Origin of the sequence: Haloferula sargassicola, assembly GCF_040362925.1 — a bacterium.
Taxonomy (GTDB): Bacteria; Verrucomicrobiota; Verrucomicrobiia; order Verrucomicrobiales; family Akkermansiaceae; genus Haloferula; species Haloferula sargassicola.
Genome location: NZ_BAABRI010000002.1, coordinates 86507 through 102228 on the forward strand (window position 1 = coordinate 86507; position 15722 = coordinate 102228).

The window sequence follows — 15722 nt, forward strand, 5'->3', positions numbered from 1 at the left end:
ATCCCTCCTGCCACCGTGAAATCTACGATTGTTCCCGTACTTGCCACCCTGTGGATCGCCGGCTGCGCCGTCGGTCCGGACTTCGAGGTGCCGCCGGAGAAAATGGAGGCCTCCTTCAAGCACGCCGGCTTCACCGAGCCCCCGGCCGCCGGCTCGTGGTGGTCGATGTTCGGCGATGCCGAGCTGGCGCGCCTGATGAAGGCGGCCGATGAAAACAACCCCGGAGGCCGCGCCGCCCTGGCCCGCTACGACCAGGCCCGCGCCGCGCTCGGCTTGTCGGCGGCCGATGCGTTTCCCGCCATCACCGGCGATGCCTACGCCCGTCGCCAGGGCGACAGCTCGAACAGCAACTTCTCCGCCGGCACCTACAACGACTACCGCGCGGCGCTGAACCTGTCGTGGGAGATCGACCTGTGGGGTCGCGTGCGCCGCCAGATCGGCGTCGCCGCCGCGCAGGCCCAGGCGGCCCGCTACGATTACCAGGGCGCCATCCTCTCGCTGCGCGGCGAGGTGGCGCGGGCCTACGTTTCCCTTCGTTTCACCGAGGCGGAAATCGGGCTGCTCGAGGAGACCGCCACGCTGCGGGAAAAGGCCAGCGGCCTGATGAAGAGCCGCTTCGAGGGCGGTGCCAGCAGCCGCATCGACTACGAACGCTCGGTCACCGAGCACCAGAGCGTGCTCGCCGAGCTGGAGCAGCTCCGCTCCCAGCGGACGAAGTACGAGAACGCGCTGGCCTACCTCACCGGCCGGAATGCCTCCGGCTTCCAGCTGGCCTCGACCGGCCGCGTCCCGCGCATTCCCGGGCCGGTCGCCGCGGTGCCGTCCGAGCTGCTGCGCCGTCGGCCCGACCTCGCCGCCGCCGAGCGCCGGCTGGCCGCGGCCAGCGAAGGCATCGGCCTGACCATCGCCAGCTACCTGCCGCGCCTCACGCTCAATGGCAGCACCGGCGTGCGCTCGCTCAACAGCAGCGACCTCTTCAACTCCGGCTCCAAGCTGTGGACGCTGGGCCCGGAGCTGAGCGTGCCGATCTTCCAGGGTGGCCAGTTGCTGTCCGATCGCAAACGCGCCGAAGCGGTCTATCGCGAAGCCCTCGAACAGTACCGCGACACCCTCCTGACCGCCGTGCGGGAAGCCGAAGACTCGCTGGCCGATGCCCACCATCTGGCCAAGGCCGCCTCCGCCCGCAGCACCGGCGCCCGCAGCGCCGACAAGGCCGCCGAGCTGACCCGCAAGCGCTACGAGCGCGGCATCACCGACTACTTCGAAGTCGTCGATGCCGAACGCACCGCCCTGGCCGAAAAGCGCGCCGCCTTGTCGGTCGATCTCGCCCGCGCCCTCGCCGCCACCCGCCTCATCCAGGCCCTCGGCGGCGGCTGGCAGCGGTGAAAGCAGGATCTCGATCCGTTCTTCGAGTGCGCAGTGGCGCAGCGAACCGATTTATCGCAGGGGCCCAGAGGAAAGGCATCAGTCCGCTGAGTTAGGATGAGCCAACGAGAGCTATACTCGCTCCGCATCCGACTCCCACCTCTTCGTTTTCCTCTATTTTCTCTGAGCGTCTGAGCGTCTGAGCGTCTGAGCGTCTGAGCGTCTGAGCGTCTGAGCCTCTGAGCCTCTGAGCCTCTGAGCCTCTGAGCCTCTGAGCCTCTGAGCCTCTGAGCCTTTGTGCCTTTGTGCCTTTGTGCCTTTGTGCCTTTGTGCCTTTGTGCCTCTGTGCCTCTGTGCCTCTGTGCCTCTGTGCCTCTGTGCCTCTGTGCCTCTGTGCCTCTGTGCCTCTGTGCCTCTGTGCCTCTGTGCCTCTGTGCCTCTGTGCAAACCGGGTTCATGCCACCTGGGAATCGCGTCCACCATCTCAGCGAGCGACTTCCTTGCGCCCCGGAGGGGCCCCCGGACATTAGCCGGTGGTGCAAGCCACCGGACTCCGGCCCCGCGCGAACCCCGCCCCGAAGGGGTGGTGGAATCGCCTCACCCAAAACACCGGTATCGCCTGCGGCGCGGGATCGATCGCGGCCCGCCATCTCAGCGAGCGACTTCCTTACGCCCCGGAGGGGCCCCGGACATGAGCCGGTGGTGCAAGCCACCGGACTCCGGCCCCGCGCGAACCCCGCCCCGAAGGGGTGGTGGAATCGCCTCACCCAAAACACCGGTATCGCCTGCGGCGCGGGATCGATCGCGGCCCACTATCTCAGCGAGCGACTCCCTTGCGCCCCGGAGGGGCCCACGGACATGAGCCGGTGGTGTAAGCCACCGGACTCCGTCGCCCTCGGTCCCACCTTGACGCCTCAGCTGCTCCTCCAGCCCGCAGGCCACGCCAAAATGATCCGACCGTTTGCAGGCGCGCGCCCTTTGTCTTGCCTGAGGTTTTAGGCCGGCCGATCGCCGAGAGGAAGTTGTCGCACTCATGGCTTGCTCTATCCGCATATTTTGCGCATAGCGCGAAGCGAACCTTGAAAGATTCTTATGCCCTACGCCAATCTATCCGCCGAGTTGAGTGATGCCGCCCTGCAAGAGGTGAAAACGAAGATCGCCGAGATCCAGGCCTTGCTGCCGTTCCTGATCGGACTCACCCCGGACGAGCGCCGGACCTTGCCGAAGATGACCACCCGCACGCGCTACTTCACCGCCGAGGCGCTGGAAGCCGCCCGGAACCATCCGAACCTGGTGCCTCCGTACGTCGACCTCGCCGAGCTGGAGCGGGACATGGGGCTCTTCGACCAGCTCGCCCAGATCCTCGCCCCGGTGGCCGCCCTTTCCCAACAACTGGACGACACCACCCTGGCGGCCGGCAGCGAGGCCTTCACCACCGCGCTGACGCTCTACAACACCTACAAGCGCGCGGCAAAAGACGGCGCCCCCGGTGCCCAGGCCCTGGCCGACTCCCTCTCCGCCCGCTTCGAGCAATCCACCCGGCCCCAGCCCACCCCTTGACCCCCACCTCGGAGGTGGGGGGTGGCACTCCGGAGGTGCCCTCCCCCACCTCCACCCTCCGCCACCGCAGCTCCGAACCGCGCCGTCCCAGCTCCGAACCGCGCCGTCCCAGCTCCGAACCGCGCCGTCCCAGCTCCGAACCGCGCCGTCCCAGCTCCGAACCGCGCCGTCCCAGCTCCGAACCGCGCCGTCCCAGCTCCGAACCGCGCCCTCCCGGCTCCGAACCGCGCCGTCCCGGCTCCGAACCGCACGGGTCCGCCTTCGGGCTGCAGGGTCGCTGCTACGAAATGCCAGGTTTCGCCTTTTCAAGGGGTTATCCTGATTCGAGGTATCACCTGGATACTCCGACTCCAGTTCCTCTCCCGGCCCATCGCGCTGTCCAGCTCGGTGGGATCCGTTCCCCTGACCGCTCGGGCTCTTCGCAAGACTCTGAATGGCAGCGGACAGCAGACCGAGGCGAGGCGCTGGTCTCGGACATTGACGCTCACGCAACGAACCGCTACCCCAGTGGAACCCTCAATCCGGGATATCCCCTATCGCTTTTCCCGGGATACCACGAGTCGAGGTAATACACTGTTCGACAAAATGAACCTTCGCGAATTCGTGATCGCAGCACTTGTTGGCAGCATGGGGTTCTTAGCCGCGGCAGAAGATCCAGAGCGGATCCCAATGCCGAAGACTCTTGAGCATACGGTCGCATTCTATGAGGCCGGAGGTGCCGGTCCCAAGCACAACAGGTATAAGTATGCCGACGGACTTTGGATCGATATCGCGCCGCTCGAAGATTCGACAGTGGTCAATTACTTCGGAGCGTATCCATCCTTGAGCCTGTTCGCCAAACGGGTCGATCAGCTTCTCACGTCCCAAAAGGAGCTGACCAACGATCTCGTTCCACAAGGCCCTGGCGCGAATAGTTCTCGGTATATTTTCGGCCAAGTGGAGCGGCATTCGATCGGTCGATTTCGTGGGTATAGCTTCATGGCGCAATACACCCAGGGTCCCGGCGATCACTCCCTGAAGAACGAAGACCTGTATTGGTCGCTTCATGGACTGATTTACTCGGAATCAGGGGAGAAGTTGTATGTGGTTCGCGGAGGCGTTGAGATCTCGCACAAGGTATTGGAGTCAGAGCGCCCCTATTCGGCCGGAGACCACGAACGGTCGAAGGAGGAGAGTCAAGCTCTCGACAAACTTGATCGGGCTGGCTTTAGCCCGGCGACCGACAAGCTTCACGCGCGGATCGCAGCAGTAATAAAAATGTTCGAACCCCAAAGATAGCTTCGGGCGGTCGCCCCGAAGTTATCGGTTGTTGAACGGGCCCAGGCGGGTTGGATGGGCGGTGTGGCTATCGCTCTTGCGGTTTCAATCCGCGTCTGTGGGTCAACGACTTGCCGTGATCGGGCGGCGGCGGATGGCCGTTTGACGACCTCCGCGGGGGCCGCAGGGCGAACCGCTCCGGGATTCGCCCGCGCCGGGAGAAGTGCGAGTCGCCGGCGGAGCGGGGTTTCCGGAAACACGGCGAAGCATGGGCGCTTTTACGGTGAAAGCCGTCGTTCGCAGCCGCTACTTCGGAGTGATCGGGAATTCGGTGCGTTTGTGGCAACTGCTGCATCACCTCCGGCGCTTGGCCTTCAAAGGGTGGAACCGCCGCAGCCAGCGGCGCAGCTTCACCTGGGCGGAGTTTGCCGAGGCCTGGGAGCGGTGGAAGATGCCGCGGCCGAAGATCTTGGAAACCCCCTTGCCCTGGAGCTGGCGGGAGGCTCGACAAGCCGGGAGAGCATGAGTAAACGATGAAGTCAGAAACCGAAACCAACGGCGTCGCGGAATCGAAGCGCGTCCATCCGAGGCGCCCGGTGCGGTAGTTCCGCACGCCGGGATCTGCGAGGGGGGCGCCGGATGACCGGCGTCCCTACCTCAATGGGCAAAAATTCATGAGATCGATAGTCGGTGCTCTGACCCTAACGCTGGTGGCCTGCCAGAGCCCCCCTGATGGTGGAGCGTATCAGAAGGCGACGTCAGGGCTGTTCGGGAAGAGTGCGAAGGAGGTGGAGCTTATGATGGGGCAACCAGCAGATGCATGGACAGCAAAGCCTGGCGGACCGTTTCCTGAGGTTACCCGAGTTCTAAGCTACTACACCGAAGACTCCGATGGAGCTATCCGACGACAAGATTACTGGATTGGGAGCAACGGTGTGTATTCCGCGCCGAACTGGAGCAAAGATGAGCGGATTCTATCCCCACAGATTGCAGAAGACCGAAGGAAGATCGAGGCCTTTCGTTCTGACCAACAAGAAGCCCAACAAGTCGGAGATGGCGACACCTGACAGCGGGCTTGTTGCAGAGCTGTTTTCGTGGTTCCATCCGGCAACGGGAATACTGCCACCGCCATGAGGGGCGGTGCGCCATTCCTCAGACGTTGGGCAAAAAATGATCGATCTACCAAAGCGCCTCAAATTCGCGGAAGCACTTCGGCAGCTCCTTGCTGGAACGATCACTAATATCGAGTTTGATCGTAGAGATTTCGAGGATACGGCGGATGCTGGAATCTATGCGATCTGGCATTCGATCTGGCTGTGCTACGATGATTTTCTCGTTCACCCACTCAAGATTACTGACGGGCAGAAGCTCGATTTTGAACGGTGCATTCTATTCCTCCATTCCGAAGTTGAATATGAGTGGCCGGATTCCGAACCATACTTCAGGCGGGCAGCGAAGGCGCTTAGTGATATTCTCCAGAGGCTATGCGGGAACTATCCGAAAGATTGTCGGCCCGAATTCGACTTTGGGGTGTGGCCGTTTTCGCGGAGAGAGGATTTTGAATTTGCCCTCGAGCATCCGAGGTTACTCGCAAAGAAAGCCCAACCCAAAGATAGCTTCGGGCGGTAGCCCCGAAGCTATCGGTTGTTGAACGGGCCCAGGCGGGTTGGATGGGCGGTGTGGCTATCGCTCTTGCGGTTTCAATCCGCGTCGGTGGGTCAAGGACTTGCCGTGATCGGGCGGCGGCGGATGGCCGTTTGACGGCCTCCGCGGGGGCCGCGGGGCGAATCGCTCCGGGATTCGCCCGCGCCGGGAGAGGTGCGAGTCGCCGGTGGAGCGGGGTTTCCGGAAACGCGGCGAAGCATGGGCGCTTTTACGGTGAAAGCCGTCGTTCGCAGCCGCACGTTCCCACGGCACGGCTTGCGGCGGTGCTTGGGTGAAGCTGGGGAGGATGAGGGTCATGGCCGCACGGTGGTTCGGATCGATGGTGGGCGGCATCGGGGAGCTTGAGCCCGCGAAGGTAGTTGCGGTGGGCCTGGGTCCAGTGGGTCTTGCCGTTGTAGCGGTAGCCGAGGCGGCGGAGCAGCGCGAGCAGGCGTGTCTTGGCGCGGCAGAGGTCGTCGACGGCGCCGGTGCGGGCGCGGCAGAGGTCGCGGATGGCTTCGTCGAGCGCGTCGGGGATATGGACGGCGACGAGGTCGTTGGCACGCAGCGAGCGGGCGAGCTTGGCGGCATCCCGCTTGTCGGTTTTCACGCGATCGCCGGAGCGCGTGGGGATGAGCGAGGGGGCGATGACCTCGCAACGCACGCCCATCTGCCGGAGCCTGCGGGCAATCCAGAAGCCGCAGCCGCTGGCCTCGTAACAGACGTGGAGGTCGAGGAGCTTGCGGCCCTGCTGTTTGGCGATGCGACGCACGGCGCGCTCCAGCGCATGCTGGGAGGTGGTGACCGATCCATAGAGACGGGGTTCCGCCTCGCGGGAGGCCTCCAGGATCGCGATGATCGTTTGTTCTTTATGGACGTCGAGTCCGAGGTAGAGTGTGCGGGTCGTGTCTGAGTTCGTTTTCATTCGCTCTAATCGATTGATGTTGGATAGGTCGCCGCGACCTCGTGTCGGGGCGATAGCCCACGGATTGAACCAGCCACGACACCTCCTTTCCCACCTTCAACCCACCCCGGAGGCGCCCGACTGCCTCAAGTCGCACCATAGGGTCTGGCAGAAACCATGAACAATTTATTCAAGATAATCGCGGTTACATGGGCTACCGTTGGCGTTGTGCTCTGTTCGGAGGAGATCGCTCTCCCGCTTGGTTCTGCGGATGTCCGGGGATTGTCCGACATAGCTGGCAACGTCAGAATCGTAATTAAGTCTCCCCGGGGAGGAATTGAATCGGTGAGTATCTCTGCTTTTGGTCGCGAGATATCCATTCCGGACAAAGAATTTGATAAGATTCGAGGGGAGCTCTATTCTGAGGTCTCAATTTCACATGAGGGAGGATATAAAGAATTTGGGGGGCACACGATTTACTTTTTCCTTCGCTACTTTGATTCATTCGGCGATCCGTTCGAAGGGGCACGGCTTCAAAGGCAAACAATCTGCATTGTGGTTCCCAAGACGCGACCGGTGAGGGTGACCAAAGAGCGAATGGAAATCAGCAGTATAAGAAAATAGGTCGAACCCCAAAGATAGCTTCGGGCGGTAGCCCCGAAGTTATCGGTTGTTGAACGGGCCCAGGCGGGTTGGGCGGGCGGTGTGGCTATCGCTCTTGCGGTTTCAATCCGCGTCTGTGGGTCAACGACTTGCCGTGATCGGGTGGCGGCGGATGGCCGTTTGACGACCTCCGCGGGGGCCGCGGGGCGAATCGCTCCGGGATTCGCCCGCGCCGGGAGAGGTGCGAGTCGCCGGTGGAGCGGGGTTTCCGGAAACGCGGCGAAGCATGGGCGCTTTTACGGTGAAAGCCGTCGTTCGCAGCCACTACTTCGGAGTGATCGGGAACTCGGTGCGTTTGTGACAACTGCTGCACCAGGTCCGGCGCTTGGCCTTCAAATGGTGGAACCGCCGCAGCCAGCAGCGCAGCTTCACCTGGGCGGAGTTTGCCGAGGCCTGGGAGCGGTGGAAGATGCCGCGGCCGAAGATTGTGGAAACCCCGTTACCCTGGAGCTGGCGGGAGGCTCGACAAGCCGGGAGAGCATGAGTAAACGATGAAGTCAGAAACAGAAACCAACGGCGTCGCGGAATCGAAGCGCGTCCATCCGAGGAGCCCGGTGCGGTCATTCCGCACGCCGGGATCTGCGAGGGGGGCGCCGGATGACCGGCGTCCCTACCTCAATCGGCTGAAAATGAACAAGGTCATTTGCGGCATCACATTGGCCATGCTGATTGGCCTGAGCGCGTGGCACCTCTTTTTGCGAGGAGGTCGGGTGATTGCAGTAGGCCCCGATGGCGCGCCGATCGAAGGTGCTGAAGTCTGGGTAAGTTATGTTTCGGCGCCAGCCCTTCTGCAAGGAGTGACTGATGCCAAGGGGCGCGCTGAGATTCCGCCTAAGAGGGTTCGTCGCGGCGGTTGGCACTCAATCATCGTGACGTGGGATGACCCGCAGGGGATTCGATACCTCGGTCAGAACTCTGAGGGCGATCCAAAGTTCCCACTGACGATCCCACTCACAAAGCGACCGTGAACTTCGCCCAGCAGCGGCGAATCCAACAATGCCGAACAAGCCGAAGCAGGGCGACCTCTCACAGCGGCCTTGTTGCGTTGCACTTTTGGTGGTTCCATCCGGCAACGAGAATCGGAGCGCCGCCATGGGTGTCGGGGCCGCCTGTTCTCAGACGTTGTGCCAAGATATAATGCCTGACGACTGGCCATTCGACGAAGCGCGTAACGTTGCCTGCTTCACAACGCACGCAGTTCTGGGCGGATCTCCGATCTTGGAGGTTTACCACGATTACGAGGATGGTGCTTGGCAGTTCCACGCCGCAGACACAGGCGAACCTGCCCTCGTCGCACTCGAAGAGATCTACGAGCGCGATCCGTCGATTGGCGACCTACACGACCTAGAGTGTGGATGGCGGGCTATCCGCGCTAATCCGGGCGATTCATGGAACCGTTCATTGAGCCATCCTTATCCCACATACGCGAAGCACGGCTTTTACCTCGATAACGCTGCTGAACTGGCGAAGATTTTTCCAGACACCTTCTCGATCCCGCCGGAGGACGAACGCATGGGGATCAAGGAAGGCGATTTCGTGAAGCTGATGTTCTCATTCATCCCAGAGGGACAGGAACCAAAGGACTACGATTGCGAACGCATGTGGGTAATCGCGAAGGAGGATTGTGACGGACACTGGAAGGGTATTCTGGACAACGATCCGCAGTTCCACGAAGCAGTTTCAAGCGGAGCAGAGCTGTGCTTCCACCCCGACCACATCATCGCAATCGAAAGACTAACAAAGGCATACAAGGCAGCGCTGGACAACCCGAGGATTCGCAAGGGTGGCGACAAACCTCAATCTGAATCGGAGCCGCGCCCCCGGTAGCGCGTGCCAGCCCTTCGACGACAAAATGCCTGATATCCACCATCGATACCTCCCAATTGGTGTGGGAGCGGTGATCACGCTTGCATTGATTGGGGGAGCGGTTGCTGTTCTGCTCAGCGTGAAGACAACGAACTGCGGAGGGAACACTGCAGCGCTGAGTGCATGTCGTTCCGCCGGAGAGCGCCTCTGGTCTGCATTGTATGAGGAAAGGCTTCCCCTCGACCCAGCGACGATGTCCAAGTCCGATCGAGAGTCTTTTTCCAGTCTGAGTGGACTGAGTTGGCTAGGGAGTGGAACCGTGCTCGTCGCCCGGCAGTTGACGGGAGAAGACCGTCAGTTGGTGGCTGTTTGCGACAAAGCCTTCGACAACGTCCCCGAGAAGCGGTTGGGAAGAGCTCCATTCACCCATGCAGTAGCGTTCGCGGATGGTACCACCGCACTCCTATCGGAAGCGGAGTATGCCAGGCTCGATCTGTCTGGTTTCCTCGATGTAAGGAAGCTGGGAACGGAGAATGTCGAACGAGTTGGCGCACTCATCCCCGCTGCTCCCTCCGAGTCGGAGCTTGAGGCCAAGTGAGCAACCTGTATTTTAAATCCTGCTGTCGCTCCCAGTAACGGGTACCCGGCTTTCGACGTACGACAATTCGCGCCTAGATCAGCTTGTGGATCTTCACGTGAAAATCAGGTCCCGGATCGAGCAAATGAGAGAAAGATTGGAGGCCTGAAAAACCGATGAAGCTCTACAAGTCTGAAAAAATGAAAGCCCGAGAGGATGCCCGAAAACGATCCTTCAACCTGAAAACGGGTCTTTCAATCCTGCTTCTCATGATGGTGGGCCCGACTTTTGCCGACGAGCCTGCGGAGCTGAGGTTCAAGCAGGACATTGTCATGCCAAAGTTGACCTTTGAAGACCTTCTCGAATTGTTCGCGAAATTCACCGGCAAACCCGTAGTGGTATCCTCCGAGGCGGTGCTCAAGATCCAGACTTCCTTGGTTTTGCCGGCACCCTACAGCGCCGAGCAGGTGAGAACCGTGGTCAAGGCTCTGGTCGTGCTGGAGGGTTTTCGTCTGACCGAGCACGAGGAGGAATTTCATCTCGATAGGATGCTGACGGACGCCCAATGTGAAGCGATCAACAAAGCGTTGGGTAGGGAGCGACTCAAGGAAGTGGCACCTCTGCCCCGCCGGCGGGTCGTGATGGGCAGACCGCAAGCCAAAGACTGGGTTGTCGTGCGCCCGGTCGAAGAGGAGAAATGAGCGACGGCCTGTGGGAGTGGGTTCGCGGCAAAAGGCGGATTATTTGGAATCGTTTGTGGGAGTGAATCTCAGCTGTGGGCCTGGATCGGCGTCATGAAGATCGATTGCCTCCCGAGGGATGCCGAACCGACGGGATTGTGCCCAACAAAAAGCCCGCCGCCGGGGTTCCGGGGCGGGCTGGAGGATGGGTGAGGGGCCGCGTCAGGGCGTTTCGGCGCCGAGGGCTTTGCCGAAGACTTCCACTTCGATGTAGTGGTTCATGTCGTCGGAGGTGTTGCCGTTCGAGTAGAGGCGGACGTAGCGGCCCTTGGTGCCCTGGCCGTCGATGACCTTGCCGAAGCGGGTTTCGACGTAGGGGCGGTCGGAGCCCTGGCCCATGCCGGCGGAGTTGTCGTAGTCGTTGTTGAAGACGGTGGTGACGCCTTCCTTGAACTCGGGGTCGTCGGAGATCTGGACGATGACGTCGTTGTAGGCGCGCTTCTGGGAGTGGAAGTGCCAGACGTAAACGGCGTTGATGTCGGCTTCCTGTTCGAGGTCGATCTGGACCCACTGGAGGCCGTTGACGATTTCGACGAAGTAGCCTTCGCCGGCCTGCTTTTCGCCATCGGTGATGAGGTCGAGCGAGCCGATGAGCGGGTAGTCATCGCTGGAGGTGACGGTTTTCCCGGCGGAAAGCAGCTCGGTGCCCTCGGGGACGAGGAAGGTGGGGGCCTCGGTGGGGGCCTGTTCGAGGTTGGGGACCTTGATCGGCTTGGGCGTGCCCTCGATGAGTTCGGGCGGCAGCTGGGTGACGAGCGGGACGCCGCCGGGAGTGCCGCCGGGCGAGGAGGCGGAGCCGGAGTCGGCGGAGGTGTCATCGCCACCGCCGCAGGAGGCGAGGGCGAGGGCGAGCGGAGCGGCGAAGAGGAGCTTCAGTGGTTTCATACGGACAGGTGTTCGGGAGTGAGTTCGATGCGTTGTTTCTCGATGGCGGACGGGTTGACCCAGTAGATCGGGGCCTCGCTTTCGAAGGCGTGGCGGGCGTCGCAGTTGAGGCTCGCCTCGCCGCGGACGGAGGCAAAGAAGTTTTCGAGGTGGGGCTGGTGGGGCGGTTTGTTGAGCTCGCCGGGGAGTTGGTAGACTTCCGGGGCGGCGGATTCGTAGGACTTGATGGCATCGCCGCCATCGGACTTGGGCGGGGCGGCGGCAGCTCCTTTTTTCAGGAAACCGCGGGCCACGAGCTCGTCCCATGAGGGGGCGGAGGACTCGCGGTAGATGTTGGTGTAGGCGGAGCGCTCGGAGATGTCGATGGTGGCCTCGGTGCCCATGAAGGACTCGAAGTAGCCGCCGCCGGCGCTGGTGGTGGTGAGGACCTGGTAGAAGGCGCGGACGAGGCCCTGCGGCGTGTCGTAGTCGAAGAGGACCATGACGTTGTCGAAGTGTTCGCGCTCCTTGAAGAAGGAGTGGGCGCCGGTGGCGTAGAGGGCGGTGGGGGAGGTGCCGAGGAACCAGTTGTAGATGTCGATCTGGTGCGCGCCGAGGTCGGAGATGGGTCCGCCGGAGAGGTCGCGGTAGGTGCGCCAGTTCATGAACTGGTGCATGTTTTTGAAGCCGTACTTGTGGAGGGTTTCCTCGGGGATGGTGAGCTTGGGATTGTAGCCGATGTCCTGCGAGGAGGTGACGGCGCGGTTCCACTGGCCGTTGATGTTGACGATCTGGCCGCAGATCTTTTTCCGCTCGATGAGCTCGTGGAGGGTGTAGAGGTAGCGCGGGTTCGAGCGGCGCTGGTGGCCGATCTGGCAGAGCTTGCCGGTGCGCTCCATGGCGCGGACCATCTCGCGGGCGCCATCGATGGTGTTCGACATCATCTTCTCGCAGTAGACGTTGATGCCGGATTCGAGGCATTTCACGGTGTGCGGCGAGTGCCAGAAGTCGGGCGTGGCGACGATGGCGGCGTCGAGGCCCTTCTCGGTGGCGAGCATCTCGTCGATGTCGGTGTAGCCCTTGGGCAGCGATCCCTGGCGGGCGCGGCACTTGGCCATGGCGGCCTTGAGGTTGTAGTCCCAGATGTCGCAGACGGCCTGGAAATGGAGGCCGGGAATGTTCTGCATGGCCTCGAACAGGACCTTGCCCTGCTTGCCGAAGCCGACGAGCGCGACGTTGACCTGGTTGTTCGGGCTCTCGGCGGCCTTGAGAATGGCGGGCGCACCGAGGACCAGGCCCGCCCCGGCGGAGCGGACGAGGAAATTGCGGCGGTTGAGGGGTGCGTTCATGTTACCACTTCTTGAGGATGCGGACGCGATCGTAGCGGACCAGGGCGAGGGCGGCGACGATGAGGATCATGTGCGCGGCGAGCCAGGCGACGCCGGAGTCCTCGCGGATGAGGATCAGGCCCCAGGTGAGGCTGATGTAAAGCAGGCCGAGGGCGAACAGCGAGAGCCGGCTGGCGACGCCGAGCAGGATGGTGAGGCCGAGCAGGATCAGGGCCGGGCCGAGCACCTTGTCGTAGATTTTCAGCGCCCACTCGGCCATCAGCGGCTCGTGGGCGAACTTGTCGTAGAGCGCGGCGGGCACGCCGTGGTAATGGTCGGCGGCGTAGCTCTTGGTGGCGGCGGCATCGGTGAGGCCGTAGCTGTTGGGCTGGCCGTCGATTTCCACGGCGGTCTCGGACATCTTGGTGCCGGCGTATTTTTCAAGGCCGGTCTGGATGGCCCTCACCGCCAGCCAGAGGCGGGCGAGGATGGCACCGAGGGCGAGGGCGAGGGTGTCGGACTTTGGTTCGTCGTCTTTCATGTGGCAGCTGTGACGGCGATCCTACGCACCCCTTGCGCGAAGTCTCTCACCGAAGGTGGCAAGTTCTGTCACTCGCCCGGGCGACCCACCCGCAGCTCGAGGGCATTGATCGAGGCGCGGTCGCCGGCGGCCAGGGTGAGATCGACGAACACCCGCCCGAAGCGATCCGGCCGGATTCCGGAAACGACGGCCAGCCCGCCGGAGCCGCGGCCGGTGCTGACGGAGGCGAGCTTTGCCCCCGCGCCGAAGACGCGGAACTCGGTGACCGACTCGTCGTTTCCGCCGCTGCCGAAGAACCGCAGGGTGCAGGGCAGCGCGGGATCGAGGCCCTCGATGACGAAGGAGCCGGCCAGGTCGTCGCTGGCCTGTTCCCAGCGGTTGTCGGCGGTGGAAAAAAACGAATCGCCGGTGGCGGCGGGGTCGGCGAGGGCTCCGAGCAGGTCGGGATCCGGCCGTGGATCGCCCTCCGTGCTGGTGCGGAAGTCGCCGGTAAGGGTGATCGAGAGCGCGAGCGGCTGGCCGGTGGTATCGACGAGCCCGGCGACATGCTGGCCGGCGAGCAGGGTGTGATCGGGCGGCGCGGGCTGCCAGTGGTTCCAGCGGAGTTCGCCGGCGGCCGGGGTGGCGCCGGCCGGGCCGAAGTCGAACACCATGGCGGTGCCGGCCTTGGGCGAGCGGGAGGCGTCGAACTCGCCGCGGTTCGGCGGCAGCACGGCTTCGAGGGCCGGGCGGACGATCTTCAGCCACTCGGCGTAGCCGTCGCGGTTGAGGTGGATGGGATCGACGTAGATCTGCCGCAGCCGCTCTTCAGACAGGCCATTGAAGAATGCAGGCAGCTCGACGAAGTGGCCGTGCGGGTCCTTTTCGAGCTCCTGGCGGATCAGGTGGTTGGAGGTTTCGCGCGCTTCGGTGGTGGAGCTGTTGGCGAGGGTGCGGGTGGCCCCGAGGAAAAGAAACGGTGTTTCCGGCAGGCGCTGGCGCAGCAGCTGGTGGAAGGCGAGGAAGTCGGCGTGGACCTGCTCGGCGGACTGGCCGTTGGAGAGGTCGTTGGTTCCGGCCCACATGACGACGGCCGAGGGTTTGTAAGGAAACACGATAAAGGGCGCGGCCTCGTCCATTTCCCGCAACCACGAGCCACCCCAGCCGCGCTGGACGATGCGGTAATCGCCGAAGTCCCGCGTCAGCGACTCCCAGCGGCGGATGCTGGAGCTGCCGATGAAAACGACGGCGCCGGGCTCGGGCGGGTCGGCCTGGTCATCGTGGACCCAGCCGGCGAGCGGGGCGGGCGGTTCGGCGGCGAGGAGCGGGGCGGCGAGGAGGGGCAGGAAACGAAGCATGGCCGGGCAGATTTCGAACCCGCCCGGGGAGCGACGCGCCGCCTTACTTGAGCTGCTTTTCGATGGCGGCGATGACCTCCGGGTCGTCGGGCTTGGTCCGGGGATCGAAACGCGCCACGGCCTCGCCGTCTTTCGAAATGATGAACTTGCCGAAGTTCCACGAGACATCGCCGGGGAACAGGCCCTTCTCGTGGGTCAGCGTGGCGTAGAGCGGGTGCTGGTCCTGGCCGCGGACGTGGACCTTTTCCATGAGCGGGAAAGTCACGTCATACTTGGTCTTGCAGAAAGTCTTGATCTCATCGGCGGTGCCCGGCTCCTGGCTGGCGAAGTCGTTGCACGGGAAGCCGAGGATCACGAAACCGCGGTCCTTGTATTTTTCGTAGATCTTCTCGAGGGCTTCGTACTGCGGCGTGAGGCCGCACTTCGAGGCGGTGTTGACCACCATCACCACCTTGCCCTTGTAGTCGGCCAGCGAGGTCGCCTTGCCGTCGATGGTGTTGAAGGGGATCTCGGTGAGATCCGCGGCGGCGGCGGGCAACGCAAGCGCCGCCACGAGACTGAGAAGTCGTTTCATCGGGGCCAAGCGTAGGCGCAATCCCGCCGGGCGCAAGGTGGGGTCCTCACGAGCTACCGCCACTCGCGCAGCGCCCGGCCGACGGCGACCGGCAGGCTGACCGGGCCGTCGCCACCGAGGCGGAGGTCGATTTCCTCCAGCCGCTGGATCAGGTCGCGCACCTCATCGCGGCGCGCCGGGCCACCGGCGGCGGGGCAGAAATGCGTGCGGCAGCCGAACGGGCGGCCCTCGTAGATGCGGCAGCGGGCGCTGGCGGGATCGAGGAATGGGCAGGCGCCGTCGGCCGACAGGTCGAGCGATTTCCGCCCGGCGGCACGCCAGGCGCGGGCGGCCACCAGAGCCTCGCCGCGGGTCAGGTAGGGCGTATGGCCCACCAGCCGGAAGCGGCAGCAATCGGCCCGCCCGGTGCAGTCGCGCACGAGCGGCCGGCGGCTCCAGGTTTCATAAACCTCGCGCACGTCGTGGATGGCCTGCTGGATGGCGGGATCGCGTTTCATCCTCCGCCGCCGGGCTAGCCGGCACCGCGTGGCCGGGCAAGTCCCGGTCGTTTCCGGGCACGAAA

Annotated in this window: 19 protein-coding genes; 12 read left to right on the plus strand and 7 right to left on the minus strand. The window is 63.3% G+C overall.

Annotated elements, in window-relative coordinates; translation table 11 throughout:
• The first annotated feature begins 15 nt into the window (after positions 1–15).
• From ABXH26_RS01895 to ABXH26_RS01920, 6 genes are all read left to right on the plus strand, one after another.
• Positions 16–1386, plus strand: coding sequence for an efflux transporter outer membrane subunit (locus ABXH26_RS01895; RefSeq protein WP_353565335.1), 1371 nt, complete (start codon positions 16–18; stop codon positions 1384–1386).
• Positions 1387–2457: 1071 nt separating this feature from the next.
• Positions 2458–2925, plus strand: coding sequence for a hypothetical protein (locus ABXH26_RS01900; RefSeq protein ID WP_353565336.1), 468 nt, complete (start codon positions 2458–2460; stop codon positions 2923–2925).
• Positions 2926–3510: 585 nt separating this feature from the next.
• Positions 3511–4203, plus strand: coding sequence for a hypothetical protein (locus ABXH26_RS01905; protein ID WP_353565337.1), 693 nt, complete (start codon positions 3511–3513; stop codon positions 4201–4203).
• A 262-nt stretch (positions 4204–4465) separates the two neighbouring features.
• On the plus strand, positions 4466–4708 hold the full coding sequence (locus tag ABXH26_RS01910; RefSeq protein ID WP_353565338.1) for a hypothetical protein: 243 nt from the start codon (positions 4466–4468) through the stop codon (positions 4706–4708).
• 148 nt (positions 4709–4856) lie between these two features.
• Positions 4857–5249: a hypothetical protein gene (locus ABXH26_RS01915; RefSeq protein WP_353565339.1), complete on the plus strand. Its 393-nt coding sequence runs from the start codon at positions 4857–4859 to the stop codon at positions 5247–5249.
• Between the two features lie 103 nt (positions 5250–5352).
• On the plus strand, positions 5353–5811 hold the full coding sequence (locus ABXH26_RS01920) for a hypothetical protein (RefSeq protein ID WP_353565340.1): 459 nt from the start codon (positions 5353–5355) through the stop codon (positions 5809–5811).
• Between the two features lie 244 nt (positions 5812–6055).
• Here ABXH26_RS01920 and ABXH26_RS01925 read toward each other — a convergent pair whose 3' ends face one another.
• Positions 6056–6751, minus strand: a complete 696-nt coding sequence (locus tag ABXH26_RS01925; protein ID WP_353565341.1) for an IS110 family transposase — start codon at positions 6749–6751, stop codon at positions 6056–6058.
• Between the two features lie 156 nt (positions 6752–6907).
• Between ABXH26_RS01925 and ABXH26_RS01930 the strand changes: the two genes are divergently transcribed.
• The 6 genes from ABXH26_RS01930 (at position 6908) to ABXH26_RS01955 (ending at position 10477) form a co-directional block, all read left to right on the plus strand.
• Positions 6908–7354, plus strand: coding sequence for a hypothetical protein (locus ABXH26_RS01930; RefSeq protein WP_353565342.1), 447 nt, complete (start codon positions 6908–6910; stop codon positions 7352–7354).
• A 364-nt stretch (positions 7355–7718) separates the two neighbouring features.
• Positions 7719–7877, plus strand: coding sequence for a hypothetical protein (locus tag ABXH26_RS01935; protein WP_353565343.1), 159 nt, complete (start codon positions 7719–7721; stop codon positions 7875–7877).
• A 145-nt stretch (positions 7878–8022) separates the two neighbouring features.
• Positions 8023–8361: a hypothetical protein gene (locus tag ABXH26_RS01940; protein ID WP_353565344.1), complete on the plus strand. Its 339-nt coding sequence runs from the start codon at positions 8023–8025 to the stop codon at positions 8359–8361.
• A gap of 169 nt (positions 8362–8530) precedes the next feature.
• Positions 8531–9220, plus strand: a complete 690-nt coding sequence (locus ABXH26_RS01945; RefSeq protein ID WP_353565345.1) for a DUF2314 domain-containing protein — start codon at positions 8531–8533, stop codon at positions 9218–9220.
• Positions 9221–9245: 25 nt separating this feature from the next.
• Positions 9246–9797 (plus strand): hypothetical protein, encoded by a 552-nt coding sequence (locus ABXH26_RS01950; RefSeq protein ID WP_353565346.1) that lies wholly within the window; start codon positions 9246–9248, stop codon positions 9795–9797.
• A gap of 155 nt (positions 9798–9952) precedes the next feature.
• Positions 9953–10477, plus strand: a complete 525-nt coding sequence (locus ABXH26_RS01955) for a hypothetical protein (protein WP_353565347.1) — start codon at positions 9953–9955, stop codon at positions 10475–10477.
• 201 nt (positions 10478–10678) lie between these two features.
• Here the strand turns inward: ABXH26_RS01955 and ABXH26_RS01960 are convergent, their stop codons facing one another.
• The 6 genes from ABXH26_RS01960 to ABXH26_RS01985 all read right to left on the minus strand — a co-directional run bounded on the left by ABXH26_RS01960 (position 10679) and on the right by ABXH26_RS01985 (position 15657).
• Positions 10679–11401 carry a hypothetical protein gene (locus ABXH26_RS01960; protein ID WP_353565348.1) on the minus strand — a complete coding sequence of 241 codons (723 nt, stop codon included), beginning with the start codon at positions 11399–11401 and terminating at the stop codon, positions 10679–10681.
• Positions 11398–12729 (minus strand): Gfo/Idh/MocA family oxidoreductase, encoded by a 1332-nt coding sequence (locus tag ABXH26_RS01965; RefSeq protein WP_353565349.1) that lies wholly within the window; start codon positions 12727–12729, stop codon positions 11398–11400. Before ABXH26_RS01965 ends, ABXH26_RS01960 begins: the two co-directional genes overlap by 4 nt.
• Before the next feature lies 1 nt (position 12730).
• Complete coding sequence (locus ABXH26_RS01970; protein WP_353565350.1) at positions 12731–13249, minus strand: hypothetical protein; 519 nt, start codon at positions 13247–13249, stop codon at positions 12731–12733.
• Between the two features lie 68 nt (positions 13250–13317).
• Positions 13318–14586: a GDSL-type esterase/lipase family protein gene (locus tag ABXH26_RS01975; RefSeq protein ID WP_353565351.1), complete on the minus strand. Its 1269-nt coding sequence runs from the start codon at positions 14584–14586 to the stop codon at positions 13318–13320.
• Between the two features lie 43 nt (positions 14587–14629).
• Positions 14630–15160 carry a glutathione peroxidase gene (locus ABXH26_RS01980; RefSeq protein ID WP_353565352.1) on the minus strand — a complete coding sequence of 177 codons (531 nt, stop codon included), beginning with the start codon at positions 15158–15160 and terminating at the stop codon, positions 14630–14632.
• Between the two features lie 53 nt (positions 15161–15213).
• Positions 15214–15657 (minus strand): YkgJ family cysteine cluster protein, encoded by a 444-nt coding sequence (locus tag ABXH26_RS01985; RefSeq protein WP_353565353.1) that lies wholly within the window; start codon positions 15655–15657, stop codon positions 15214–15216.
• Positions 15658–15722 lie beyond the last annotated feature (65 nt).